Here is a 22608-nt window from a genome sequence, read left to right as displayed (position 1 = left end):
GCTTTTTTGTGGCTGTCGCCACGCCCCCCTCACACCGCCGCCAGCGCCTCCCTTTGCGCCTGCATCAGGCGGAAGGCCCTGTAATCCCGCTCGTATTCCGCGGCCCTCCCCGGGTCGGGGGTGAAGCTCTCGACCGCGCCGGCCATGGCGCGGGCGGCGGTGGCGAGGCTGGGCTGCAGGCCGGCGGCCACGGCGCCGGCCATGGCGGTGCCGAGGAGCACGGCGTCGCGGACCTCGGGGCGGTGGACCTGCAGCCCCGTCGCATCGGCGTAGAGCTGCGAGATGAGGGCCGAACGCGTCAGGCCGCCGACGATGGCCAGCCGCTCGGCGGCGAGCCCGGCCTCGGCCATGTGGCCGAGGATCTGCCGGGCGCCGAGGGCGAGCCCCACCGCGGCCCGCCAGTAGAGCGCGCAGAGCCCGTCGAAGCTGCGGTCGAGCGTCAGCCCGGCGATGACGCCGCGGCTGGCGCTGTCGGCGAGCGGCGAGCGGTTGCCGCGGAAATCGGGGAGCACGTGGATCGGCCGGCCGAAGCCGGGGCCCTGCTCCCTGAGCAGGATCTCGATCCGGTCGAGCACCGCGTCATGCGCCGGATGCGCGGCGGCGGAATGGCCGGGCCAGAGGTCGAGCACATAGTCGAGGAGCGCCCCCGCCGCCGATTGCCCGCCCTCGGAGCACCAGAGCCCCGGTAGCACCGCATCGCGGAACGGGCCCCAGATGCCGGGCGCGAAGACCGGCGCATCGGTGACCGCCATCAGGCTGATCGAGGTGCCGGCGATCAGCGTCAGGCCCCGCCCGTCCTCCCCCGCCGCGGCCAGGCAGCCGAGCGCGCCGGCATAGGCGTCGACCAGCCCCACGGCGACGGGCGTGCCGACCGCGAGGCGGAGCGAGGCGGCAGCGGCGCCGGTGAGCGTGCCGGCCTGGGCGCCGACCGGCGTCGCCTCCTGCGGCAGGGCCGCGCGGGTGATGAGATCCTCCAGTCCGAGCTCTGCCAGAAGGTCGTGCTGCCAGCCGCCCGCCTCCGGCAAATAGGGCCATTTGGCCGAGAGCGTGCAGGCGGAGGCAATGCGGTGGCCGGTCGCCCGCGCCACCAGATGGTCCGTCAGGTCGCGCGCAAAGGCGAGATGCTCCCAGAGCTCCGGCCGGTGCCGCTTCAGCCACATGAGCTTCGGCGTCTGCATCTCGGGCGAGAGGGCGCCGCCGTGGTGGCGGATGAGCGCATGGCCGGTGGCGGAGGCCTCTGCCGCCTCGGCCGTGGCGCGGTGGTCGAACCAGGCGATGGTGTCGCGGCCGCCGGGGCCGAGCGGCAGGGGGGCGCCGTCGGCATCCTGCAGGACCAGCGAGCAGGTGGCATCGAAGGCGAGGGCGCGCACCTCCTCCGCCGCCACACCGGCGCGCTCGCGCACCTGCCGGACGGCGGCGCAGACCGAGGCCCAGATGTCGTCGGACGCGTATTCGGCGCGCTCCGGCCCCTCCTCATGGACGCGGAAGCCCGCGACCTCGCGCGCCAGCATCCGGCCGGTGGCGTCGAAGAGCCCGGCGCGGGCACTACGCGTCCCCACATCCACGGCACAGATGTAGCCTGACATCACCCCTCCCCGCCCCCGTGATCCCCGGGGCGCGTCAGCCGCTGGCGCCGAGCAGACCCGGCAGGTCGGCCATCGCGCCGATGATGGCGTCGGGGGCGGAATTTGCAACCGCCTCGGTGAGACCGGCGGGCCCGGCATGGGCGCCGCCGGTGAAGCCGACCACCCGCATCCCCGCCGCCCGCGCCGCCGCGATGCCGGCGGGGCTGTCCTCGATGACGACCGCGGCCTCGGGCGCGACGCCCATCACCTCCGCCGCGAGGAGGAAGAGATCGGGCGCCGGCTTGCCGTTCGCCACCATCGAGGCGCTGAAGCGGTGGGTGAAGAGCGGCAGGAGCTCGGTGATCTCGAGGCTGAGCGCGATGCGGTCGGGCTGGGAGGAGGAGGCGACGCAGACCGGCCAGGGCAGCGCCGCCACAGCCTCCGCCACCCCGGGCACCGGCGCCAGCTCTTCGCGGAAGCGGGCGAAGAGCCGCTCGCGCTGCGCGGCGATATGGGCCGGCGTCACCGTGACGCCCCGCGCCGCCGCCCAGGCGGAGATGGTGGAAAGCGAGCGGCCGAGCAGCTCGTCATAGCCCTCGCGGGGCGAGAGGCTGAGCCCCGCCTCGGCCAGCATGTCCAGCGTGACCGCGAGCGAGATCGGCTCGCTGTCGACGAGCACGCCGTCGCAATCGAAGATGACGAGCGCGGGGGGCGGACCCGGGAGCCGGTCAGAGGCCGCCATCGGGCTCAGCCGTCCAGATAGGCCCTGAGCGTCGCCTCCGTCCCCTCCGCCCAGAGACGGCGCAGCCAGGCGCCGAAGGCCTCCGCGAACCGGGGATCCTCCCCGAGGTTGCCGTAGATCGTTGTCATCTCCAGCCACGCCTGCGGCCGCTCCTTCGCTTGCCGCGCCACGGGGACGAGCCTGTCCCAGCTCGGATCGTTGGGAGCGATCTCGGCGCCGTCATCGGTTGTGCCGGCACAGTAGCGGCACCAGAGCGCGGATTCGAGCGCCAATCCGGCGACGGAGCCGCCCCGCGCCAGAGCGTCGCGGATGACGGGCACGATGAACTTCGGCTGGCGGTTGGAGCCGTCGAGGCAGAGCCGCCGGATCGTGTCGCCGATCTTGGGATTCGAGAAGCGCCGCTCGATCAGGTCGAAATACTCGTGCAGGTCTGTGCCCGGCACCGGGGGGACGGTCGGGATGATGTCCTCCTCCTCGACCTTCCGCAGAAAGGCACGGATGAGCGGATGCTCCATCGCCTCATGGACGAAATGGATGTCCATCAGCCCGCCCGGATAGGCGATGGTCGCATGGCCGCCGTTGAGGATGCGCAGCTTCATCAGCTCGAAGGGGGCGACATCGGGCACGAATTGCACGCCGACCGCCTCGAAGGCCGGGCGGCCGAGGGGGAAGTCGTCCTCCAGCACCCATTGCACGAAGCCCTCGCAGAAGACCGGCCAGCCGTCGGTGACGCCGAACTCCTCGGCGAGGATCTGCCGCTCGCGGTCGCCTGTTGCCGGGGTGATCCGGTCGACCATGCCATTGGGGAAATGCACGTTCTCCTCGATCCAGGTGGCGAAGCCCGGTTCGGAGAGGCGCGCGAGCCCCGCGAGGGTCCGCCGGGTGACCGCGCCGTTATGGGGGATGTTGTCGCAGCACATGATGGTGAAGGGGGCGAGGCCCGCGTCGCGGCGGGCGCGGAGCCCGGCGAGGATCATGCCGAAGACGGTCTTCGGATGCGCCGGGTCGGCCGCATCTTCCTTGATCGCCGGGTGCTCGGGGTCGAAATCATCCTTGGAATCGAGGAAATACCCGCCCTCGGTGATCGTCAGAGAGACGATACGGATATCCTCCTTGGCCATCCGGGCGATGATCGCCGGCGCGTCGGCCGGCTCGACGAAATCGATCATCGAGCCGAGCACATGGGCCGTGCTGCCCTCCGCTTCCTGCTCGACGAGCGTCGTCAGCCAGTCCTGCGCCTCAAGCACCGCCCTGCCCTTCTTCTCGCCCTCGAAGACACCGGCCCCGACCAGCGCCCAGTCGCGGCTGAGGCCCTTGTCGAAGAGCCGGGCCAGATACATCGCCTGATGCGCCCTGTGAAAGTTGCCCACGCCGAAATGCAGGATGCCGGCGGACAGCGCGTCGCGGCCATAGGCGGGGCGGCGGACGCCCTCCGGCAGGGCGTCCAGGTTCGACAGGGACAGGGTCACCGACATGGGATGTTCCAGACTGGCAAGAAAACGAGGTGAGCGCCCGGGGGGAGAGGCCCCGGACGCCCGATGGCTCTGGTCAGGCGATGCGCAGACCCGCCGCGTCGAAGCGGTGGATATGCTCCTCCTCCGGCGTCAGCCAGATGGGGTCGCCATGGTGGAGATCGACCTCGCCGACGGCGCGAACGGTCATCGGCTCCTCGCGGCCCTCGAGATGGACGTGGAAGAAGGTGTCGGAGCCGAGATGCTCCGACACCCCCACCTTGCCGGCCCAATCACCCCCCGAGGAGGACGGCGTGATGTGCTCGGGCCGGATTCCGATGGTCTTGGCGCCACGCTTTTCGGCCTCGGGGCCGGTCAGGAGGTTCATCTTCGGGCTGCCGATGAAGCCCGCGACGAAGAGGTTGCGCGGCTCGCGGTAGAGCGTCAGCGGGCTGCCCACCTGCTCGATATTGCCGGCCTGCAGCACGACGATCTTGTCGGCCATGGTCATGGCCTCCACCTGGTCGTGCGTGACGTAGATCATCGTCGTCTCGAGCCGCTCGTGCAGCTCCGAGATCTCCAGCCGCATGCCGACGCGAAGCGCCGCGTCGAGGTTGGAGAGCGGCTCGTCGAAGAGGAAGGCCGCCGGCTCGCGCACGATGGCCCGGCCGATGGCGACTCGCTGGCGCTGGCCGCCCGAAAGCTGCCCCGGCCGCCGGTCGAGATAGGGCCCGAGGTTCAGCACCTCCGCCGCGGCATTCACCCGCCGGTCCTGCTCGGCCTTGTCGAGCTTGGCCATGCGGAGCGGAAAGGCGATGTTCTTGCGCACGCTCATATGCGGATAGAGCGCGTAGGACTGGAAGACCATCGCGAGCCCGCGCTTGGACGGCGGCACCATGGTCGCGTCGGCGCCGTCGATCTCGATCACCCCGGAGGAGACATCCTCGAGCCCGGCAATCAGCCGCAGGAGCGTGGACTTGCCGCAGCCCGAGGGGCCGACGAAGACCACGAACTCGCCGTCGTTGATCTCGAGATCCAAGGGCGGGATGACCTCCACCTCGCCGAAGGCCTTGCGGACCTGTTTCAGTTGAATGCGTCCCATTACTCTCTCCCTTCCGGGCCAAGGCGGTCGGCCCGGTCCCCTCCCCGTATTTGCGTCTGGCGGCTCATTTCACCGCCCCGAAGGTCAGGCCGCGCACAAGCTGCTTCTGGCTGAACCAGCCGAGGATCAGGATGGGTGCGATGGCCATGGTCGATGCGGCGGAGAGCTTGGCGAAGAACAGCCCCTCCGGGCTCGAATAACTGGCGATGAAGGCCGTCAGCGGCGCCGCGTTGACGGCCGTGAGGTTCAGCGTCCAGAAGGCTTCGTTCCAGGCGAGAATGAAGTTGAGCAGCAGCGTCGAGGCGATGCCCGGCACGGCCATGGGCGTGAGGATATAGAGGATCTCCTCGCGGAGCGTCGCCCCGTCCATCCGCCCCGCCTCGAGGATCTCGCCCGGGATCTCGCGGAAATAGGTGTAGAGCATCCAGATGATGATCGGCAGGTTGATCAGCATCAGGATCACTATCAGCGCGCCCTTGCTGTCGAGCAGCCCCAGTTTGATGCTGATGAGGTAGATCGGGTAGAGCACCCCCACCGCCGGCAGCATCTTGGTCGAGAGCATCCACATCAGGATGTCCTTGGTCCGCTTGCCGGGCACGAAGGCCATCGACCAGGCCGCCGGGACGGCGACGATGAGCCCGAGGATGGTCGAGCCGCCGGCGATGGCGATCGAGTTCCACAGATAGCGGACGTAGTTGGAGCGCTCCTGGACGGTTTCGTAATTCTCCAGCGTCCAGTTGAAGAACAGGAACACCGGTGGGTTGGCGACGGCGGTGCCCTCGGTCTTGAAGCTGGTGAGGATCGTCCAGAGGATCGGGAAGAAGATCAGGATGCCGATCGCCCAGGCGGCGATTGTGGTGATGAGCTTCTTCTGCGGTGAGACGGCGCGGGCCATGGTCTGTCCTCCCTCAGGTATCGAGGTTCTTGCCGACGATCCGCATCAGGAAGATCGCGACGATGTTGGCGAGGATCACGGCGAAGATGCCGCCTGCGGAGCCGAGGCCGACGTTCTGGCTCTCCAGCACGCGCTGGTAGATCAGATAGGTCAGCGTCCGGGTGCCGAAGGAGCCCTGGGTCGTGACGAAGATCTCGGCGAAGATCGACAGAAGGAAGATCGTCTGGATCAGGATCACCACGGTGATCGCCCGGCTGAGATGCGGCAGCACGATGAACCAGAAGCGCTTCAGCATCGGCGCGCCGTCCATCTCCGACGCCTCGAGCTGCTCGCTGTCGAGCGACTGGATGGCGGTCAACAGGATCAGCGTCGCGAAGGGCAGCCATTGCCACGAGACGATGAGGATGATCGAGAACAAAGGCGACTGGCTCAGCCAGTCGTGCGGCTGCATCCCGAAGAAGCGCCACAGATGCGCAAGGACGCCGTTCACCGGGTCCATGAACATGTTCTTCCAGACCAGCGCCGAGACGGTGGGCATCACGAAGAAGGGCGCGATCACGAGGATCCGCACGATCCCCTGGCCCCATATCGGCTGGTCGAGCAGAAGCGCCAGAAGGATGCCGCCGATCACGGTGATGGCGAGGATGCCGGCGACCATGACGAGCGTCGTGATCACCGAGTCGATGAAGGCCGACGAGGTGGCGAAGCGCACGTAATTGTCGAAGCCGACACAGCATTCCACGACGCCGCGCAAGGGTCTGTAATCCATGAAGGAAAAGACCAGCGTCATGATGAGCGGCACGAGCATCCAGGCCAGGAGCAGGATGACGGCCGGGGCCATCATGACCCGTGCCGCAGACCGCGAGTGTTGAGTTGCCATGACGTGTCCTCCCCCTCCACCTCCGTCGGGCCGCCGTCAGCTACGGCCTGCCGGAGCGATCCCGAAGGGCGGGCGATCCGCCCTCCGGCCTCTTTGTCGCGGGGCGGCGGGGCCGCCTCTGCCAGTTACTCGGACAATCGGGGGTGAGGCCCCTGGCCTCCCTGCCCGTCACTCGTGAAAGGCCGGGCGGCCCGGCGTGGGGCCGCCCGGCGGGCGCCGGGGCTCAGTAGCCCGCGGCTTCCATCTCGTCGGTGGTCAGCGCCTGGGCGTTCTCGAGCGCCTCTTCGACGGATTGCTGACCGGCGAGCGCGGCGGAGAACTCCTGCCCTACCTGGGTGCCGATGCCGGCGAACTCAGGGATGGCCACGAACTGGACGCCCGTATACGGCACCGGATCGACCGTCGGGTTGGTCGGGTCGGCGGCGTTGATCGACTCAAGGGTCATCTGCGCGAAGGGCGCCGCGTCCAGGTATTCCTGGTTCTCATAGAGCGAGGTGCGAGTGCCCGGGGGCACGTTCGCCCAGCCTTCGTTCTCGGCGACCAGAGCGGTGTACTCCTTGGACGTCGCCCAGGCGATGAAGGTCTTGGCGGCCTCTTCGGCATCCGTGCCGGCGGGGATCGCCAGCGACCAGGCCCAGAGCCAGTTGCCCCGGCGGCCGAGGCCGTTGTCGGGGGCCAGCGCGAAGCCGACGCTGTCGGCGACTTCCGAGTCGTTCGGGTTGGTCACGAAGGAGGCGGCGACGGTGGCGTCGATCCACATGCCGCACTTGCCCTGCTGGAACAGCGAGAGGTTCTCGTTGAAGCCGTTGTTGGCCGCGCCCGGAGGACCGTAGTTGGTCATCAGGTCCATGTAGAAGTTGAGCGTGTTGGCCCAGGCTTCGGTGTCGAACTGGGCGGTCCAGTCCTCGTCGAACCAGCGGGCGCCGAAGGAGTTGCCCATGGCCGTCAGGAACGCCATGTTCTCGCCCCAGCCGGCCTTGCCGCGGAGGCAAATGCCGTAGATCTCGGCCTCTTCGTCGGTCATCGCCGCGGCGGCTTCGCGGATGAACTCCCAGGTGGGCGCATCCGGCATCTCGAGCCCGGCCTCTTCCATGAGGTCGGTGCGGTACATCACCATCGAGCTCTCGCCGTAGAACGGCGCGGCATAGAGCGTGCCGTCGACGGTCAGGCCGCCGGCGATGGCGGGCAGGATGTCACCGGCATCCCAGTCTTCGGGCATGTCGTCGAGCGAGACGAGCCAGTCGTTCGCGCCCCAGATCGGAACCTCGTAGGTGCCGATGGTCATCACGTCGAACTGGCCGCCGTTGGTGGCGATGTCCTGCGTGACGCGCTGACGGAGCACGTTTTCTTCCAGCGTCACCCACTCGAGGGCGATGTCGGGGTGCTGAGACGTGAAGTCTTCGGCCAGCCCCTGCATGCGGATCATGTCGCCGTTGTTGACGGTGGCGATGGTGAGGGTGGTGTCCTGCGCGGCCGCGGCGATGCCGACGGCAGACAGCGCGGAGGCGCCCAGAAGGGCGCGGATGGTCTTGGTCATAAGATCCTCCCAAGGTCTTGAGCAAATGCTACGCTCTCGGGCTTTTTCTCAAATCCGGGTGAGCGAGGTCAACAGGGATTCGTCGCCGCAGCGCAGCACGGGCGGCGCCGCGGCATGAGGAGTGCCGGCTAACAGTCGGAGAGCGTTGATCAAACAGTCCGGGAAGATCAGGCGCTGAGCGCGGCCGCCGTTTCTTCGTCGGTGACGAGGCCGCTCACCAGCCCGCCGGTGAGAGCCGCACGAATCGCGGTGACCTTCTCGGGGCCCTGCGCCGCGGCGATGGTCGGCGCCTGCGGCGGCGGGGTGATCGCGGCGGAGGACACCCGGGCGTTCACCTCGTCGTCGATGAGCTGGCCCTCGGCGTCGAAGACGAAGCCGATGACCTCGCCCGCCCCGCCCTTGGCGCGCAGCCGCTCCTGATCGGCTTCGGTGATGAAACCGTCGAGCCGCAAGGGCGCCTTCTCGCCGAGCGTGCCGATGCCGACGAAGCGCACATCGGTGCGCTGCGCGAGCGCGCGGGTCGTCGCCAGCATCTCCTGCCCGAGGAGCGCCTCGCGCTCGGCGGGGGAAGAGGTGATGACCGGCAGCGGCATGGGGAAGGTCTGGGCCGTCACCTTGTCGGTGATGGTGAACAGCACGTTGTAATAGGCGGTTGAGCCGTCGGGGGCGATGTTGCCGGTGAGCGAGACCACCTTGTGCTGCGCGCAATCGAGATGCGGCAGGTGCTCGATGGCGCCCCGGAGCGTCCGCCCGGTGCCGAGCCCGATGACCATCGGCTCGGGCCGCATGAGCCATGTCTCGAGGATGTCGCCGGTCGCCTGGGCGACGGCCGCGAGCGAGGCTTCGGGCGAGGTGAGGCTGGGCACGACCTCGCAGAGCGTCAGCCCGTAGCGGTCGGTCAGCGCGGCGGCGAGCTCCTGGCAGCGGGCGATCGGGTGATCGATGCGCACCTTGACCAGCCCCGCGGCCTGCGCCTGGCTGATGAGCCTCTGCGCCGATTGCCGCGAGATCCCCATGATCTGGGCGATCTCGTCCTGCTTCTTGCCGGCGATATACGACAGCCAGGCCGCGCGCGCGGCGTCATCCAGTCTGCGGTCGGCGAAATCCATGCCTGCCCCCGTTCTCCCCCGGGCGCCATCGTGTCGGCCCGCGCCCGCGATGACAAGCGACGCCCTGTCGCGGCCGAGGAAAAATCCCGGGGGCCCGGGTGCGGATGCGCGCCCGGGCCGGGGTCAGGCGCCCTGCCCCAGCGGATGGAAGCAGGCCGCCTTTGTCCCGTCGCCCATGTCCATCAGCGCCGGCACCTCGGCGCGGCATTTGTCGGTCGCCCGCGGGCAGCGGGGCGCGAAGGCGCAGCCGGGCGGTGGGTCGAGCGGGTTGGGCAGCTCGGTGCCCTTGGCCTCCGGCGGCGTCAGCTCGCGGCCGACCACGGGGGCCGATCCGGCGAGAAGCGCCGTATAGGGGTGGTGCGGCGCGGCGAAGATGCGCTCCGCCGGGCCGATCTCGACCACCGAGCCGAAGTAGAGCACCGCCACCCGGTCACTCACCGCCTCGACGACCGCGAGGTCGTGCGAGATGAAGAGATAAGTGAGCCCGAACTCCCGCTTGAGGTCGGCCAGGAGGTTCAGGACCTGCGCCTGCACCGAGACATCGAGCGCCGAGACCGGCTCGTCGAGGATCAGGATCCGCGCCTTGGCCGCCAGCGCCCTTGCGATACCGATCCGCTGCGCCTGCCCGCCGGAGAATTCGTGCGGATAGCGCTCGAGGAACTCCTCGCGGAGGTTCACGGCGGCGAAGATCTCGGCGATCCGCGCCTCCCGCTGTTCCCGACCCATGCCGTGGAGGTGCTTGAGCGGCGCCTCCATGATCTGGCGGATGGTCTTGCGCGGGTTCAGCGAGGAAATCGGGTCCTGAAAGACATACTGGATCTTCTGGCCGAAGGCCGCCGGGTCAGCGCGGCTGAGCGGCTCGCCCTCGATCTCGATCGAGCCCTCCGTCGGCGGCAGGAGGCCGACGAGCATCCGCGCCAAGGTCGACTTGCCGCAGCCCGATTCGCCGACGATGCCCAGCGTCTCGCCCGTCTCGACGTCGAGCGTGATCGGGTTGACGGCATGGACCTTGCCGCGCGTGCCGCCAAAGAGGCCGCCGCTCACGTCGAAAGTCTTGGCGAGGTCTTTCAGGCGAAGCGCATGGGTCATTCGGCGGCCTCTCTCGCGGCGGCGTCGTTCTCGGGATGGATGCAGCGCACCGCCCGCTCACCGGCAAAGGGCATGAGCGGAATGGGTCGAGCGGTGCAGGCCTCCGTCGCCTTGTCGCAGCGGGGCGCGAAGGCGCAGCCCTCCGGCAGGTTGTCGACCGGCGGCGGCAGGCCCGGGATCGCGGCGAGCTTGCGGCGGCCCTCGCCGAGCTCCGGCACGCAGGCGATGAGGCGCTTGGTGTAGGGATGCGCCGAGGTGGCCAGCACCTCCGCCGTCGGCCCCTCCTCGACGATGCGGCCGGCATACATGACAGCGACGCGGTCGCAGAGCTGCCCCACCACGCCGAAATCGTGGGTGATGAAGATGATCGCGAGGCCCCGGCTCTTCCGCAGGTCGTTGAGCAGCGCGAGGATCTGCGCCTGCACGGTCACGTCGAGCGCCGTCGTCGGCTCGTCGGCGATGATCACGTCGGGGTCGTTCGCCAGCGCCATGGCGATGCCGGCGCGCTGCCGCATTCCCCCCGACATTTCATGAGGATAGGAGTCGAAGCGGCTCTCGGCATTGGGGATGCGCACATCCTTCAGAAGCTGGATCGCCTTCTCCCGCGCGCCTTCGCCCTTCCCATGTACCTTCATCGCCTCGATGAGCTGGTCGCCCACCTTGTAGAGCGGATGCAGCGTCGCCAGCGGGTCCTGGAAGATATAGGCCACCTCGCGGCCGCGGAGGCCCCGCAGGTGCTCGTAGGGCGCGCCGATCAGGTCGGTGCCCTTGTAGTCGACCCGGCCCCCGGTGATGACGCCCGGCGGCGAGGCGACGAGCCCCATGACGGAGAGCGCCGTGACGCTCTTGCCCGAGCCGCTCTCGCCGATCAGGCCAAGGCATTCGCCGGGTTTCACCTCCAGATCCACCCCGCCGACGGCGCGGTAGACGCGGGATTTCACATGAAATTGCGTCTCCAACGCCCTGATATCGAGGAGCTTTCCCTCCCGCGCCTCCGGCACCGGCCCCTCGCGCTTGACCAGCGTCGCCGCCATCGGCCGCGTGAGCGCGCCGGAGCGGAGCCGGGGGTCGAGCGCATCGCGGATGCCGTCGCCGAGCAGGTTGATGGCCATGACGATGATGAGGATCATGACGCCCGGGACCACCGAGGTATGTGGGGAAGAGATCAGCGCCGCCCGCGCCTCGCCCAGCATCGAGCCGAGGTCAGCGACCGGCGGCTGACTGCCCAGGCCGAGGAAGCTCAGGCCCGCCGTCTCGAGGATCATCCAACCGACCGTCGTCGACATGGCGATGACGATCACCGGGATGACGTTCGGCAGCACCTCGCCGAGCATGATCCTGAGGTCGCCCATCCCTGAAAGCCGCGCCGCATCCACGAATTCCTTGTGGGCGATGCCGACCGTGATGCCGCGGATGTTCCGCGCGAAGAAGGGGATGTTGACGGCGGCGACGGCGACGAGCGCGTTGAGGAGCCCCGGCCCCAGCGCCGCCACGATGGCGAGCGCGAGGAGAATGTAGGGAAAGGCCATCAGCATGTCGACGAGGCGCATGATGACATTGTCCGTCCGCCCGCCGTAATAGCCCGCGACGATGCCCACTGCCGCGCCCAGCACAGCCGCGATGACGGCGGCGGCGAAGCCCACGGCCAGCGACAGGCGCGTGCCGTGGAGGAGCCGCGAGAGAAGGTCGCGGCCGAGGTGGTCCGTCCCGAGGAGGTGCCCCTCGCTGAAGGGCGCCATGAAACGGTCGGCGGTGTTGGTGACGTTGGGCGGCTGCAGCGGCAGAAGCGGCACGGCCAGCGCGAGGAGCACGACGAGCGCCATGACGATCAGCCCGGCAAGCGCCAGCTGGTTGCGGGCGAGGAGGCGCAGGAAGTTCATGTCTTGATCCTCGGGTCGAGCAGCGATTGCGCCACGTCCACCGCGATGTTGAAGAGCACATAGCAGGCGGCGACGAAGACGACCCCGCCCTGCACGAGGAGGATGTCGCGCGTCAGGATCGCGTCCACCAGCATCCGGCCGACGCCGGGCCACTGGAAGACGATCTCGATATAGACGGCTCCCGACAGCACGAAGCCCGCCTGGATGCCGAGCACAGGGATGATCGAGACCATGGCGGCCCGCAGCGCGTGGCGCCAGATGACGGAGCGCTCGTGCACCCCCTTCGCCCGTGCGGTGCGGATGTAATCCTGCCGCAGCACCTCCAGCATGGCCGAGCGGGCGAGCCGGGCGATGACGCCGGTAGCCACCACCGCGAGGGCCAGCGCCGGCAGCAGCAGATGCTCGCCGAGCGCGCCGAGACTGCGGTCCCCGTAGATCGGCCACATGCCGGAGACGGGGAACCAGCGCAGCTTCACGGCAAAGATGAGGATCATCATCATGCCGAGGAAGAAACTGGGGATCGAGATGCCGATCAGCACGACGAAGGTGATCGCTTTGTCGGCGAAACCGTATTGCCGGGCGGCGGAGACGACGCCCGCCGCGACGCCGAGGATCGAGCAGAGGACGAAGGAGGTCCCCGCGAGGATCAGCGTCGCGCCGAAGCGGTCGAGCACCTCGTCGATGACGGGCCGGTTGAGCGAGAAGCTCCGCCCGAAATCGCCGGTCAGCATGTTGCCGAGCCAGATGAAATAGCGCGCGACCAGAGGCTTATCGAGACCGAGGTCGCGGTTGATGCGGGCGACGTTCTCGGGCGTCGCGTAGGAGCCGAGGATGGCCGTCGCCGGATCGCCCGGGATCATCGCCATGATGAGGAAGACGATGACGGAGATGCCGAAGAGCACCGGTATGGCCGAGAGCAGCCGCTTGGCGATGTAGCGTCCCATCAGGCGCCTCCGTTGCCGCGGGGAGCGTCCTCCCTATCGAAGACGCCGGCGCATTCCATATCGAATGCGGGCCCCGGGGCGGGCTGGCCGCCCCGGGGGATCGCTTTAGTCCTTCGACACGTCCGAGAGGTCCAGAAGGAAGCTCGGCTGCAGGGCGAAGTTCTCCACCCGGTCGTTCGACACGGCGTTCTGCTTCCAGTTCGCCACGAAGACCCAGGGCGCGTCTTCCTGCACGATGGCCTGCATCTCCTTGTAGAGCTCGGCGCGCTGTTCCTGATCGGTGGCGACGCGGGCCTCGTCGAGCAGCGCATCCACCTCGGGGTTGGAGTAATAGCCGGAGTTGAAGCCTCCCTCCTCGGGGAAGGCCGCGGTGCGCAGCGTCAGGAAGGGCAGCGTGTCGGGGTCGTTGGTCATCCAGGCCATTTCGGCCATGTCCGCCTTGCCCTCGAGCCCCGGGTTCACCTCGCCGAGGAAGGTGTTCCACTCGTAGGTCTCGATGGTGACGTCGAAGCCCACGGCCTCCAGATCCGCCTGGATGGCGGTGCCCATGGCGATGGGATCGAGCATGCCCGAGCCGCCTTCGGTGACGTAGAAGGTTACTTCCGGGTTCTCGACGCCCGCCTCGGCCAGCAGCTCGCGGGCGCGGTCGGGGTCGTAGGGATAGGGCTCCAGCTCTTCGTTATAGGCCCAGTTGAACGCCGGCGGCGTCGGCCCGGCAGAGACGGCGGCGGTGCCTTCGAGCACATCCTCGACCAGCGCCGTCTTGTTGACGGCGTAGTTGGCGGCCTGGCGGACGAGCTGGTCGGTGAAGGGCCCCTCGCGGAGGTTGAGGATCAGGAACCAGACATGCGGGCCGGCCTGCTCGTAGATCTCGAATTCCTCGCCCTGGAACTGGCCGAGCGCCACGGGCGGCACCTCGACCATGAGGTCGATGCCACCGGCCAGCATCTCGGCGGTGCGGGTGTTGGCATCGGTGATCGGGCGGAAGACCACGGCCTCGAGCTCCGGCGCGCCGTCCCAGTAATCGGGGTTGGCCTCGATCACGACGGCCTCGTTGGAGCGCCATTCGCCGAAGGTGAAGGCGCCGGTGCCGGAGGGATGGCGGCCGAAGTCCTCGTCCCATTCCTCCACCGCCGCCGGCGAGACGATCAGGCCGGTCGGATAGGCGAGGTTCGAAAGGAACGGCGCGAAGGGCTCGCTCAGCGTGAACTTCACGGTCAGGTCGTCCACCGCCTCGATGGAGGTCACGGCGGAGAAGTTGAACGACAGCGGGAAGGGCCCCGTGTGGTAGTACGGGTGATCCTCGAAGAGCATCCGCTCGAAGTTGAAGACCACCGCCTCGGCGTTGAAGGGCGAGCCGTCATGGAAGCTGACGCCCTCGCGGAGGTTGAACGTGTATTCGGTGCCGTCCTCCGAGATCTCCCAATCCGTCGCGAGCGCCGGCTCGACCTCGAGCGTGCCGGGGGCGTAGCGGACGAGCCCGTCGTAGATGTTCATCAGGATGCGGAAGTCGTTCACCGCGGTGACGGCGGCCGGGTCGAGCGCCTGCGGCTCGGCGATCTGGCCGACGATCAGCACGCCCGGAGGCGTCTGGGCATAGCCGGGCGCGGCGAAGGCCAGCGCCCCGGCAGTACCGGCGGCAAGCAGGGCGCGGCGGGTCAGGGTCAGAAGTTTCATCCTTGGTCCTCTCCTGTTTCGCCCCCCGCTTGGGTCCGGGGTGGCGGTAATTTTTCATTATCAATTTGAGGGTGGACAAATTCTCATGATAAATTCAACCCTGTTGTTGCAACGACGGGGGCCAAGTGACCTTTTCCATTCTCGCATATGACGAAAAATCGGGCGCCTACATGGGCGCGGCGGCCACGGGGAGCCTCTGCGTCGGCGGCTGGGTCCTTCGCGGCGGGATCGATTCGGGGCTCGCGGCGAGCCAGGGCACGGCGCCCTCGACCTTCTGGCGAGACGAGGGTCTGGCGCTCATGCGGGGCGGCGAACAGGCGGGGACGGCACTGGCACAGCTCACCGGGCCGGATACCGGCCGGGCGCATCGGCAGCTCTCTCTTCTCGACCTCAAGGGCGGCGCGGCGGGCTTCACCGGCACCGCCTCCGTGCCCTACGCCGCGCATATCGCCGAAGGGCGGCGCGTCGCCGCCGGCAACATGCTGACCGGCCCCAAGGTGCTGGATGCGCTTCTGGCGGCGGTGGACGATGCCGCGGGCGACCCCGCCGAGCGGCTCGTCGCGGCGCTCCGCGCCGGCGAGGCGGCGGGGAGCGACCGGCGCGGCCTCCGCTCCGCCGCCCTTCTGGTGCTCCATCCCGACGCGCCGCCGCTCGACCTGCGCATCGACAGGAGCCAGACGCCGCTCGACGACCTCGCGGCGCTCCTGACAGAGGCGCGGCGCTCGCCCTACGCCGACTGGCTGCACACGGTGCCTGTGGCCTCCGCCCGCCAGCGGGCGCCGGAAGAGACGCCGGAAGTCACCTCCCTCGACTGAGCGGGCGGGAGCCCCTGCCCCCTTGATCAGCCGATGAAGCGGCGGAGGACGCGCGCCTCCTGCTGGTTCATCAGCGCCTCGGCGCCCTCCATATGGCTGCGCATGATGGCGCGGGCCTCCTCGGCCCGCCCGGCGCGCAGCGCCTCCACAAGGTCGATCTGGTGGCGGCGGCCGCGATCCCAGAGCTCGAAATTCGGCGGCTCGTAGAGCCGGCGATAGACCGTGAGGTCGGTGAGGATCCGCGCCATGAAGGCGATGATGAAGCCCAGAAGCCGGTTCTGCGAGAAATCCGCCAGCCGCGCGTGAAAGGCGAGGCTCGCCACATGCTGCTGCATCTCCTCCTCCGCATCGGCGGCGGGGGCGGCATAGGCCTCGGCGATCCCCTGCAGCTCGGCGAGCTGGGCGGCCGAGAGCTTGCCCGCCAGAGAGGCGGCGAGCTCGGGCTCGAGCGCGCGGCGCACCTGGTAGATGTCGGAGACCGAAAGCTCCTGGAAATAGAAGTAGTTGGCGAGAAGCTCCTTGGCCCGCTCCGCCGTCACCTCGCCGACAAAGCTGCCGCCGCCGGGGCCCGTGCGCGTCTGCACGAGGCCCTGCGCCTCGAGGATGCGCATGGCCTCGCGGACGGTGCCCTTCGAGACGCCGAATCGCGCGATCATCTCTGTCTCGCTCGGCAGCTTGTCGCCACGGCGGAGGTCATGGGCGACGACCCAGCCCTTGATCTCCTCCGCCACCCGCACCGGCCGCGACCGGCGGGGAGGTTTGCCCTTCGTGCCGTCCATCGGACCCCCTGTCTGTGACCGCCACCTTTTCACAAGCGGCGCCGCATCGAAAGACCGGGGGCCAGAGAGGCGGGGGCCGTTTACCGGCCAGCAACCCTCCGGCGCGATCCCCGCCCGCCGCTCTCGCAAATTTTAACGATTTGCGAGAGGGCGTGAGCCCGAGGGGCAACACGGGAACTTGTGACCTATTCTCAAAGGCTTGTCGGGCTTTCTTCTCCCGCCTCTCGCCCCGGCGCCCGCCGCGCCTGTGGCGGAATCTGGCGAAAGCGCGGTCGGCTTCTCGACGGACCTTGATTCCGCCCCAGTTGCGTCCGAAGAGCGCCCGCATCCGAGAGTGGACTCAGAATCCACGGGTGGATGGCGCCGGGAAACCGGCGCTGCGACATTGAGGACGAGCAAGATGATGACCAAGCAGGCCCCCCAGCCCAAGACCCCCGCGACGCCCCCCAAGCAGCCGGCCCCCGTTCCGGTGATGTTCCGCGACTACGCCGCGATCTGACGGCTTCGACTTTCGCGCGCGGCCCGGGCAGCCGCCGGCCGAACGCGCACGCCGGGCGAGGTGACCCGCCCGGCCTTCGCGCCGCCCGCCCTGCCATGGGCGGAGAGGCGCCGATGGCCTCAGGGCAAACTGGAAATACCGCCCCCCGTGGCTAGAGTGCCCGCCATGCGGGCGATTTCCACGATACCGAATCTCGGGCCGGCCTCGGAAGCCGACTACCTCCGGGCCGGATTCGCCTCTGCCGAGGCCATCGAGGCCGCCGGTGCCGACGCCGCCTACACGGCGGTGCTCCGCACCGGGATCCGCCCGCATTTCATCGGCTATTATGCTCTCGTCATGGGCCTTCAGGGCCGCCCCTGGCATGATTGCCGCGGGGCGGAGAAAGCGGCGCTGCGCCGCCGCTTCGACGCGCTGAAGGACGCCGCGGTCCGGGAGGGCGCGCCGAGCGCCGCCCTGGCCGCACATCTTGACGAGATCGGTCTTTCGCGGAGTGTCCACGCCTCATGAAGCCCCTCGCCCTCGTTGCCGCCCTCGCGGCGCTTGCCCTCTCCGCCTGTGCCGCCCCGGCACCGGAGGTGACCCGCTCCGCTCCGGCGCTCTACCCAGGTGAGACGCCGCAGATGCGCGACCTCATCCGGAGCTACGCCAACCGGCTGGGCATCCCCGAAGAGCTGCTGCACCGGGTCATCCAGCGCGAAAGCGACTACAATCCCGGCGCGCGCAACGGCCCGTACTACGGTCTGATGCAGATACTGCCCGCCACTGCCGGCAGCATGGGCTACGACGGCCCGCCGGCCGGGCTCCTCGATGCCGAGACCAATCTCGAATATGCCGGCCGCTACCTGCGCGGCGCCTGGCTCGTCTCCGACGGCTCCATCGACGAGGCGGTCATGTGGTATGCGCGGGGCTATTACTACGAGGCCCGCGACCGCTGCCTGCTGATCGAGACCGGCCTCGCCGGCCGCGAGCTCTGCTCGGCGGAACGCGGCTAGGATCGCCCGGCGCGGCCCGGGGCCTGACCTGCCCCGGGGCCGCCGCCCCATCTCATTGTCCAGTTACAGGCCGGGGTCTCGGCCCGAAGGCAGCGCCCCCCTGCTCCGCCCTCAGCTGACGCGGGCCGACCGGCCGCCCCGCCGCTCCGGCTTCGGCGGCGTCGCGAGGCCCTCGCGCAGGACGTCGGTCATCGGGTGGCCCTCGTCGCCATGCCGTTCCAGCAGCGTCGGGATCATGTCGCGCGCCTCGGTGCCCTCGGGCAGCCCCACGGCCCAGTCGAAGAAGATCGTCCGGCATTGCTCGAGGGTGATGCCCTCGATCCTGTAGGCCTCGCGGATCAGCCCCTGGGGGTCGCCCTCGGCGCCCTTGCCGGAGCCGTTGCCAGAGCCTTTTTTCGTCTCGTCCGCCATCTTCGCCTCCCTCATGCCCCGCCGCCATGGCGGGCGATCAACCTGTCGATCACCTCCGCCGCCGCGGAGGCGCGGGCCGTGACGGCGGCCTCGAGCCCCTGCATATCATCCTCCGCCGCCTCGCGCAGCAACATCCGGCGCCCGCCCTCGCCGAGCGCCTCCGGCTCCAGCCGGCCGCCGGTGAGGAGCCGACCGGTCGCCTGCAGCCGCCAGAAGAGCCGCTGCGCCGCCACCAGCACCTCCGCCTCCCCCGGCTCGATCACCCCGGCATTCAGGCCGGCGGCGATCTGCGCCGCCGGCAGCCGCTCCGGGCTGCCCGCCATCAACCCCAGCATCTGCGCGGCGAGCTCGACATCGAGGAGCCGCCCGGGCCCGGCCTTCACATCCCAGAAGGCCGCCTCGCCCCGCGCCGCGGCGATGCGCGCCCGCATCTCGGCGACCTCCGGCGCGATGCGCCCGCCCTGCCCCTCCTGCGCGGCGATCAGCCCCTCGCGGAAGCACTCGATCTCGGCCCCGAGCGGGTCCTCCCCGGCCACGGCGCGGGCGCGGGTCAGCGCCAGATGCTCCCAGACCCAGGCCTCCTCGGCCTGATAGGTCTTGAAGGCGGCGAGCGAGGTCGCCACCGGCCCCTGCCGCCCGGAGGGCCGCAGGCGCATGTCGATCTGGTAGAGTCGCCCCTCGGCCGTCGGCGCGGTCATCGCCGTCACCAGCGCCTGGGCGAGGCGGGCGTAGTAGCTTCGCGCGGGGAGAGGCCGGCGGCCGTCCGAAGCCTCGACCCCGGCGGCGTCATAGATGACGATGAGGTCGAGATCCGACCCCGCGTTGAGCCGCCCGGCGCCGAGCGAGCCCATGCCGAGCGCCACGGCGCCCCGCCCCGGGGGGGCCCCGTGCTTCCGCGCGAAATCCGCCACCACATGCGGCCAGAGCGCCGCCAGCGTCGCCTCGGCGACATCGGCATATTGCGCCCCCGCCTCCTCCGCCGCGACAAGGCCCCGCAGGTGATGGACGCCGACCCGGAAGTGCCATTCCTTGGCCAGCACGCGCGCCCGGTCGAGCACCCGCTCGTAATCCGCCTCCCGCGCCAGATCCTCGGCGAAGCGCGCCGCCAGCCCCGCCGCCCCCGGCCAGGGCGCGAAGAAGGCGCCGCCGATCACCGCGTCGAGCACCCCGGCATTGGCGGAGAGATAGGTCGCGAGCGCCGGCGCCGTCCCGGCGATATCGGCGATGAGGCGGGTGAGGTCGGGGTTCGCCTCGAAGAGCGAGAAGAGCTGCACCCCGGCCGGCAGCCCGGCGAGGAAGCCGTCGAAGGCCGCCAGCGCCTCCTCGGGATGCGCCGCCTCGCTCAGCGCCGCGAGGAGGTCGGGCTGCAGCCGGCGGAAGATCTGGCCGGCCCGCGCCGAGCGGAGCGCCGGGTAGGAGGGCCAGTGCGCCACCACGGCGCGCGCGTAATCAGGCAGGGCCGGCGGGGCGGGCGCGGTGCCGGGGGCAAAGAACCCCTCCGTCAGCTCGCTGACCTCGTTCAGGCGCTCCGTCAGGTCCTTCTTGAGCGTGCCCACCTCCTCGCCCATGAAGGCGGCGAGCCGGGCAAAGCCCTCGTCATTGCCCGGCAGCGCATGGGTCTGGGCATCGCCGATCATCTGCAGCCGGTGCTCCACCTCGCGATGCGCCCGGTAGAGCGCCGCCAGCCGCGCGGCGACCTCCGGCGGCACCCAGCCCGCCGCGGCCAGCTTCTCCAGCCCCTCGACGGTGCCCCGCACCCTCAGCCCCGGATCTCGCCCGCCGGCGATGAGCTGGCGGGTCTGCACGTAGAACTCGATCTCGCGGATACCGCCGCGGCCGAGCTTGATGTCATGCTCCGGCAGGGTGATCGGCCCGCCGGTGCCCTTGTGGCTCTGGATGCGCAGGCGAATGTCATGCGCATCCTCGATGGCGGCGAAGTCGAGATGCCGGCGCCAGATAAAGGGCCGGAGCGTCTCGATGAACCGGGCGCCCGCGGCAAGATCGCCAGCCGCGGGCCGCGCCTTGATCCAGGCCGCCCGCTCCCAGCTCCGTCCGACGCTCTCGTAATATTGCTCCGCCGCTCCCATCGAGAGCGCGACGGGCGTCACCGAGGCATCGGGCCGGAGCCTCAGGTCGGTGCGGAAGACATAGCCCTCCGCCGTCCGGTCGGAGAGGAGCCGCGCCACATTGCGGATCACCCGCACCATGCCGGCCCGCGCCTCGTCGAAGGCCGCCTCGGGGATCGCCGTCTCGTCGAAGAGGCAGATGAGGTCGATGTCGGAGGAATAGTTGAGCTCATTGGCGCCCATCTTGCCCATGGCGAAGATCGCCGGCGCCGCGCCTTCGGGGAGGCTGCCCTTGCGCCGGGCCCGCTCGAGCTCGGCCCCGAGTGCCGCCTCGCAGGCGGCATCGGCGAGCCGCGTGAGCGCGCCGGTCACCTCCTCCAGCGCCCAGGCCCCGCCGAGATCGCAGAGCCCGGCGAGAAGCGCCACCCGCCGCTTGGCCTGCCGAAGCCCGCCCTCGAGCGCACCCGGCGCCAGCGCCGCCACGGCCGCCAGCTCCGCCTCGAGCGCCGCCTCCGGCCCCTCGGCGGCCTCGGCCAGCCAGACCCCTTCGCGGGCCATGAGCCCGGCGAGATAGGGGCTGCAGCCGGTGGCGCCCTCGATCAGCGCGCCCATTTCAGGCGACATCTCCGGCAGCGCCGCGCGCGCCTCGCGCCCGCGCTCCGGGTCGAAGGCCCGCGGCGCCCGGGTGATGCGTCTTGCCAGCTCCATGCCCCGCATCTGCCGCCCCGACCCCGCCCCGTCAAGCGCGACGGCGCCTGTCCCGCGCCCCACCCCCCATGTCTTTGCTCCAGGGGAATCCGCGGGGGGAGTCGCCAAAGGCGACGGGGGGCAGACAGCCCCCCAGGCCCGGCCCGCCACAGGGCCCGCCCTCGCCGCCAGCGCCCCAAAATTCTTCGCAGAAGAGTTTTGCCCCCTTCCCTTCCGGGCGCCGCCCCGCCACCTTGCCGCCATGAGCAAGAGTCTGAAGCGCGTCACCGCCGCCCTCGCCGAGGCCGGCCTTCCCGAAGCACCCGTCGAGGTCGGCCAGGCCCGCACGGCGGAAGAGGCGGCGCTGGCCGCCGGATGCGCGCTCGACCAGATCGTCAAGTCGATCATCTTCGCGGGGGAGGAAAGCGGCGCCGTCTATCTCTTCCTCACCGCCGGCGGCAACCGGGTCGATCCCGGCCTCGCCGCGTCCCTTGCCGGCGAGCCGCTCCGGCGCGCGAGCGGCGAGGAGGTGCGGGCCAGGACCGGCTTCGCCATCGGCGGCGTCGCGCCCATCGCTCATGCCGCGCCCGTCCCCTCGTGGTTCGACCCGCGGCTGCGGGACTTCGATGAGGTCTGGGCCGCCGCCGGCACGCCGCGGCATATCTTCCGCATCTCTCCCGAGCAGCTCCTCGCCCTCTCCGGCGCGCGCGAGGCGGCCTTTACCGCCCCGTCGGACGGCGCCTAGGCTTCCCTGGCGTCCCTGACGGCTCCAGGGGGGAAATTCGCCCCGTCGTTCCCAGATGTGAAAAACATTCACATTGGCTCTTGACCGGTCCGCCCCGGTTCCCATATCGAGCATGTGAAAGCGATTTACATCTCATCCCAAGAGGAGCGACACATGAGTACCACCGACGTCACCCCGCCCCGCCCCTCCGGCGAGGCCCACCAGTCCTGGTTCGCCAAGTCCGAAGCCTGGCTCGACGAGAAGGGCAAGGGCGCCTGGATCGCCGCCATGGTCCTCGGCTTCGTCATCTTCTGGCCCATCGGGCTGGCCATCCTCGCCTACATGATCTGGAGCAAACGCATGTTCAGCAAATCCTGCAACCGCGGCTGGGATCGCAGCGCGATGCACGGCCACCGTCACCCGATGCACGCCGCCCGCGCGGCGATGCGCCCCTCCGGCAACCAGGCCTTCGACAGCTACAAGGCCGACATGCTGCGCCGGCTCGAGGACGAGCAGCGCGCCTTCGAGGAATTCCTCGAGCGCCTGCGCGAAGCCAAGGACAAGTCGGAGTTCGACCAGTTCATGGACGAGCGCGCCCGCCGCACGGCCGATGACGACCGCGCCCCCGAGCCGCAGTCCCAGGGCTATCAGCCCTCGCAGAACCAGGGCCCGCAAGGCGGCTACTGAGACCAACACTCCGGGCCGGCCATGCGCCGGCCCGGGGGACCTTTCCCCTCCCCCGTTCACCCCCCGGGCCCCGCGGC

General features: G+C 69.8%; 20 protein-coding genes. 5 read left to right on the top strand and 15 right to left on the bottom strand.

Features of this window, described 5'->3' with window-relative positions; translation table 11 throughout:
- Positions 1-29 precede the first annotated feature (29 nt).
- From ACAZ03_RS06915 to ACAZ03_RS06860, 12 genes are all read right to left on the bottom strand, one after another.
- On the bottom strand, positions 30-1586 hold the full coding sequence (locus ACAZ03_RS06915; protein ID WP_373356692.1) for an FGGY family pentulose kinase: 1557 nt from the start codon (positions 1584-1586) through the stop codon (positions 30-32).
- A gap of 34 nt (positions 1587-1620) precedes the next feature.
- Entirely contained in the window at positions 1621-2307 is a 687-nt protein-coding gene (locus tag ACAZ03_RS06910; protein ID WP_373356690.1) for an HAD family hydrolase, read from the bottom strand.
- Positions 2308-2312: 5 nt separating this feature from the next.
- Positions 2313-3782 (bottom strand): mannitol dehydrogenase family protein, encoded by a 1470-nt coding sequence (locus ACAZ03_RS06905; protein ID WP_373356689.1) that lies wholly within the window; start codon positions 3780-3782, stop codon positions 2313-2315.
- Positions 3783-3855: 73 nt separating this feature from the next.
- Positions 3856-4860: an ABC transporter ATP-binding protein gene (locus ACAZ03_RS06900; RefSeq protein ID WP_373356688.1), complete on the bottom strand. Its 1005-nt coding sequence runs from the start codon at positions 4858-4860 to the stop codon at positions 3856-3858.
- A gap of 64 nt (positions 4861-4924) precedes the next feature.
- Positions 4925-5755, bottom strand: coding sequence for a carbohydrate ABC transporter permease (locus ACAZ03_RS06895; RefSeq protein WP_373356687.1), 831 nt, complete (start codon positions 5753-5755; stop codon positions 4925-4927).
- Positions 5756-5768: 13 nt separating this feature from the next.
- Complete coding sequence (locus ACAZ03_RS06890; RefSeq protein WP_373356686.1) at positions 5769-6635, bottom strand: carbohydrate ABC transporter permease; 867 nt, start codon at positions 6633-6635, stop codon at positions 5769-5771.
- Between the two features lie 223 nt (positions 6636-6858).
- The gene (locus ACAZ03_RS06885; protein WP_373356685.1) at positions 6859-8172 is read right to left on the bottom strand and encodes a sugar ABC transporter substrate-binding protein; all 1314 of its coding nucleotides are present in this window, start codon (positions 8170-8172) and stop codon (positions 6859-6861) included.
- A gap of 167 nt (positions 8173-8339) precedes the next feature.
- A complete protein-coding gene (locus ACAZ03_RS06880) occupies positions 8340-9281 on the bottom strand; it encodes a sugar-binding transcriptional regulator (RefSeq protein ID WP_373356684.1) in 942 nt (313 codons plus the stop codon).
- Positions 9282-9404: 123 nt separating this feature from the next.
- On the bottom strand, positions 9405-10370 hold the full coding sequence (locus tag ACAZ03_RS06875; RefSeq protein WP_373356683.1) for an ABC transporter ATP-binding protein: 966 nt from the start codon (positions 10368-10370) through the stop codon (positions 9405-9407).
- Entirely contained in the window at positions 10367-12250 is a 1884-nt protein-coding gene (locus ACAZ03_RS06870; RefSeq protein WP_373356682.1) for a dipeptide/oligopeptide/nickel ABC transporter permease/ATP-binding protein, read from the bottom strand. Before ACAZ03_RS06870 ends, ACAZ03_RS06875 begins: the two co-directional genes overlap by 4 nt.
- Positions 12247-13194, bottom strand: coding sequence for an ABC transporter permease (locus ACAZ03_RS06865; protein WP_373356680.1), 948 nt, complete (start codon positions 13192-13194; stop codon positions 12247-12249). The genes ACAZ03_RS06870 and ACAZ03_RS06865 overlap by 4 nt, the downstream gene beginning before the upstream one ends.
- Positions 13195-13299: 105 nt before the next feature.
- Complete coding sequence (locus tag ACAZ03_RS06860; RefSeq protein WP_373356679.1) at positions 13300-14871, bottom strand: ABC transporter substrate-binding protein; 1572 nt, start codon at positions 14869-14871, stop codon at positions 13300-13302.
- 125 nt (positions 14872-14996) lie between these two features.
- Here ACAZ03_RS06860 and ACAZ03_RS06855 point away from each other — a divergent pair, with 125 nt between their 5' ends.
- Positions 14997-15686 (top strand): DUF1028 domain-containing protein, encoded by a 690-nt coding sequence (locus ACAZ03_RS06855; RefSeq protein ID WP_373356678.1) that lies wholly within the window; start codon positions 14997-14999, stop codon positions 15684-15686.
- Between the two features lie 26 nt (positions 15687-15712).
- Here the strand turns inward: ACAZ03_RS06855 and ACAZ03_RS06850 are convergent, their stop codons facing one another.
- On the bottom strand, positions 15713-16465 hold the full coding sequence (locus ACAZ03_RS06850; RefSeq protein ID WP_373356677.1) for a FadR/GntR family transcriptional regulator: 753 nt from the start codon (positions 16463-16465) through the stop codon (positions 15713-15715).
- Positions 16466-17129: 664 nt separating this feature from the next.
- Between ACAZ03_RS06850 and ACAZ03_RS06845 the strand changes: the two genes are divergently transcribed.
- Positions 17130-17471, top strand: a complete 342-nt coding sequence (locus ACAZ03_RS06845; protein ID WP_373356676.1) for a TfoX/Sxy family DNA transformation protein — start codon at positions 17130-17132, stop codon at positions 17469-17471.
- Positions 17468-17956 (top strand): transglycosylase SLT domain-containing protein, encoded by a 489-nt coding sequence (locus ACAZ03_RS06840; RefSeq protein ID WP_373356675.1) that lies wholly within the window; start codon positions 17468-17470, stop codon positions 17954-17956. Before ACAZ03_RS06845 ends, ACAZ03_RS06840 begins: the two co-directional genes overlap by 4 nt.
- Positions 17957-18067: 111 nt before the next feature.
- On the opposite strand, the gene ACAZ03_RS06835 is transcribed toward ACAZ03_RS06840, so the two are convergent.
- Both ACAZ03_RS06835 and ACAZ03_RS06830 read right to left on the bottom strand, forming a co-directional pair.
- Positions 18068-18367, bottom strand: a complete 300-nt coding sequence (locus tag ACAZ03_RS06835) for a hypothetical protein (protein ID WP_373356673.1) — start codon at positions 18365-18367, stop codon at positions 18068-18070.
- Positions 18368-18378: 11 nt separating this feature from the next.
- Positions 18379-21141 carry a glutamine-synthetase adenylyltransferase gene (locus tag ACAZ03_RS06830; protein ID WP_373356672.1) on the bottom strand — a complete coding sequence of 921 codons (2763 nt, stop codon included), beginning with the start codon at positions 21139-21141 and terminating at the stop codon, positions 18379-18381.
- Between the two features lie 241 nt (positions 21142-21382).
- Here ACAZ03_RS06830 and ACAZ03_RS06825 point away from each other — a divergent pair, with 241 nt between their 5' ends.
- Positions 21383-21865, top strand: a complete 483-nt coding sequence (locus tag ACAZ03_RS06825) for a YbaK/EbsC family protein (RefSeq protein WP_373356671.1) — start codon at positions 21383-21385, stop codon at positions 21863-21865.
- A 153-nt stretch (positions 21866-22018) separates the two neighbouring features.
- Positions 22019-22531 carry a DUF2852 domain-containing protein gene (locus tag ACAZ03_RS06820; protein WP_373356670.1) on the top strand — a complete coding sequence of 171 codons (513 nt, stop codon included), beginning with the start codon at positions 22019-22021 and terminating at the stop codon, positions 22529-22531.
- Positions 22532-22608 lie beyond the last annotated feature (77 nt).

The sequence above is a fragment of the Pseudoroseicyclus sp. CXY001 genome, assembly GCF_041714655.1.
Taxonomy (GTDB): Bacteria; Pseudomonadota; Alphaproteobacteria; order Rhodobacterales; family Rhodobacteraceae; genus Pseudoroseicyclus_A.
Note: the sequence above shows the minus strand (reverse complement) of the source record. Positions and strands in the feature narration are given on the sequence as shown.

Bases quoted from the DNA above. Each gene is read 5' to 3' on its own strand.
- ACAZ03_RS06915 (WP_373356692.1), bottom strand. From the start codon at position 1,586: ATGTCAGGCTACATCTGTGCCGTGGATGTGGGGACGCGTAGTGCCCGC.
- ACAZ03_RS06910 (WP_373356690.1), bottom strand. From the start codon at position 2,307: ATGGCGGCCTCTGACCGGCTCCCGGGTCCGCCCCCCGCGCTCGTCATC.
- ACAZ03_RS06905 (WP_373356689.1), bottom strand. From the start codon at position 3,782: ATGTCGGTGACCCTGTCCCTGTCGAACCTGGACGCCCTGCCGGAGGGC.
- ACAZ03_RS06900 (WP_373356688.1), bottom strand. From the start codon at position 4,860: ATGGGACGCATTCAACTGAAACAGGTCCGCAAGGCCTTCGGCGAGGTG.
- ACAZ03_RS06895 (WP_373356687.1), bottom strand. From the start codon at position 5,755: ATGGCCCGCGCCGTCTCACCGCAGAAGAAGCTCATCACCACAATCGCC.
- ACAZ03_RS06890 (WP_373356686.1), bottom strand. From the start codon at position 6,635: ATGGCAACTCAACACTCGCGGTCTGCGGCACGGGTCATGATGGCCCCG.
- ACAZ03_RS06885 (WP_373356685.1), bottom strand. From the start codon at position 8,172: ATGACCAAGACCATCCGCGCCCTTCTGGGCGCCTCCGCGCTGTCTGCC.
- ACAZ03_RS06880 (WP_373356684.1), bottom strand. From the start codon at position 9,281: ATGGATTTCGCCGACCGCAGACTGGATGACGCCGCGCGCGCGGCCTGG.
- ACAZ03_RS06875 (WP_373356683.1), bottom strand. From the start codon at position 10,370: ATGACCCATGCGCTTCGCCTGAAAGACCTCGCCAAGACTTTCGACGTG.
- ACAZ03_RS06870 (WP_373356682.1), bottom strand. From the start codon at position 12,250: ATGAACTTCCTGCGCCTCCTCGCCCGCAACCAGCTGGCGCTTGCCGGG.
- ACAZ03_RS06865 (WP_373356680.1), bottom strand. From the start codon at position 13,194: ATGGGACGCTACATCGCCAAGCGGCTGCTCTCGGCCATACCGGTGCTC.
- ACAZ03_RS06860 (WP_373356679.1), bottom strand. From the start codon at position 14,871: ATGAAACTTCTGACCCTGACCCGCCGCGCCCTGCTTGCCGCCGGTACT.
- ACAZ03_RS06850 (WP_373356677.1), bottom strand. From the start codon at position 16,465: ATGGACGGCACGAAGGGCAAACCTCCCCGCCGGTCGCGGCCGGTGCGG.
- ACAZ03_RS06845 (WP_373356676.1), top strand. From the start codon at position 17,130: ATGCGGGCGATTTCCACGATACCGAATCTCGGGCCGGCCTCGGAAGCC.
- ACAZ03_RS06840 (WP_373356675.1), top strand. From the start codon at position 17,468: ATGAAGCCCCTCGCCCTCGTTGCCGCCCTCGCGGCGCTTGCCCTCTCC.
- ACAZ03_RS06835 (WP_373356673.1), bottom strand. From the start codon at position 18,367: ATGGCGGACGAGACGAAAAAAGGCTCTGGCAACGGCTCCGGCAAGGGC.
- ACAZ03_RS06830 (WP_373356672.1), bottom strand. From the start codon at position 21,141: ATGGAGCTGGCAAGACGCATCACCCGGGCGCCGCGGGCCTTCGACCCG.
- ACAZ03_RS06825 (WP_373356671.1), top strand. From the start codon at position 21,383: ATGAGCAAGAGTCTGAAGCGCGTCACCGCCGCCCTCGCCGAGGCCGGC.
- ACAZ03_RS06820 (WP_373356670.1), top strand. From the start codon at position 22,019: ATGAGTACCACCGACGTCACCCCGCCCCGCCCCTCCGGCGAGGCCCAC.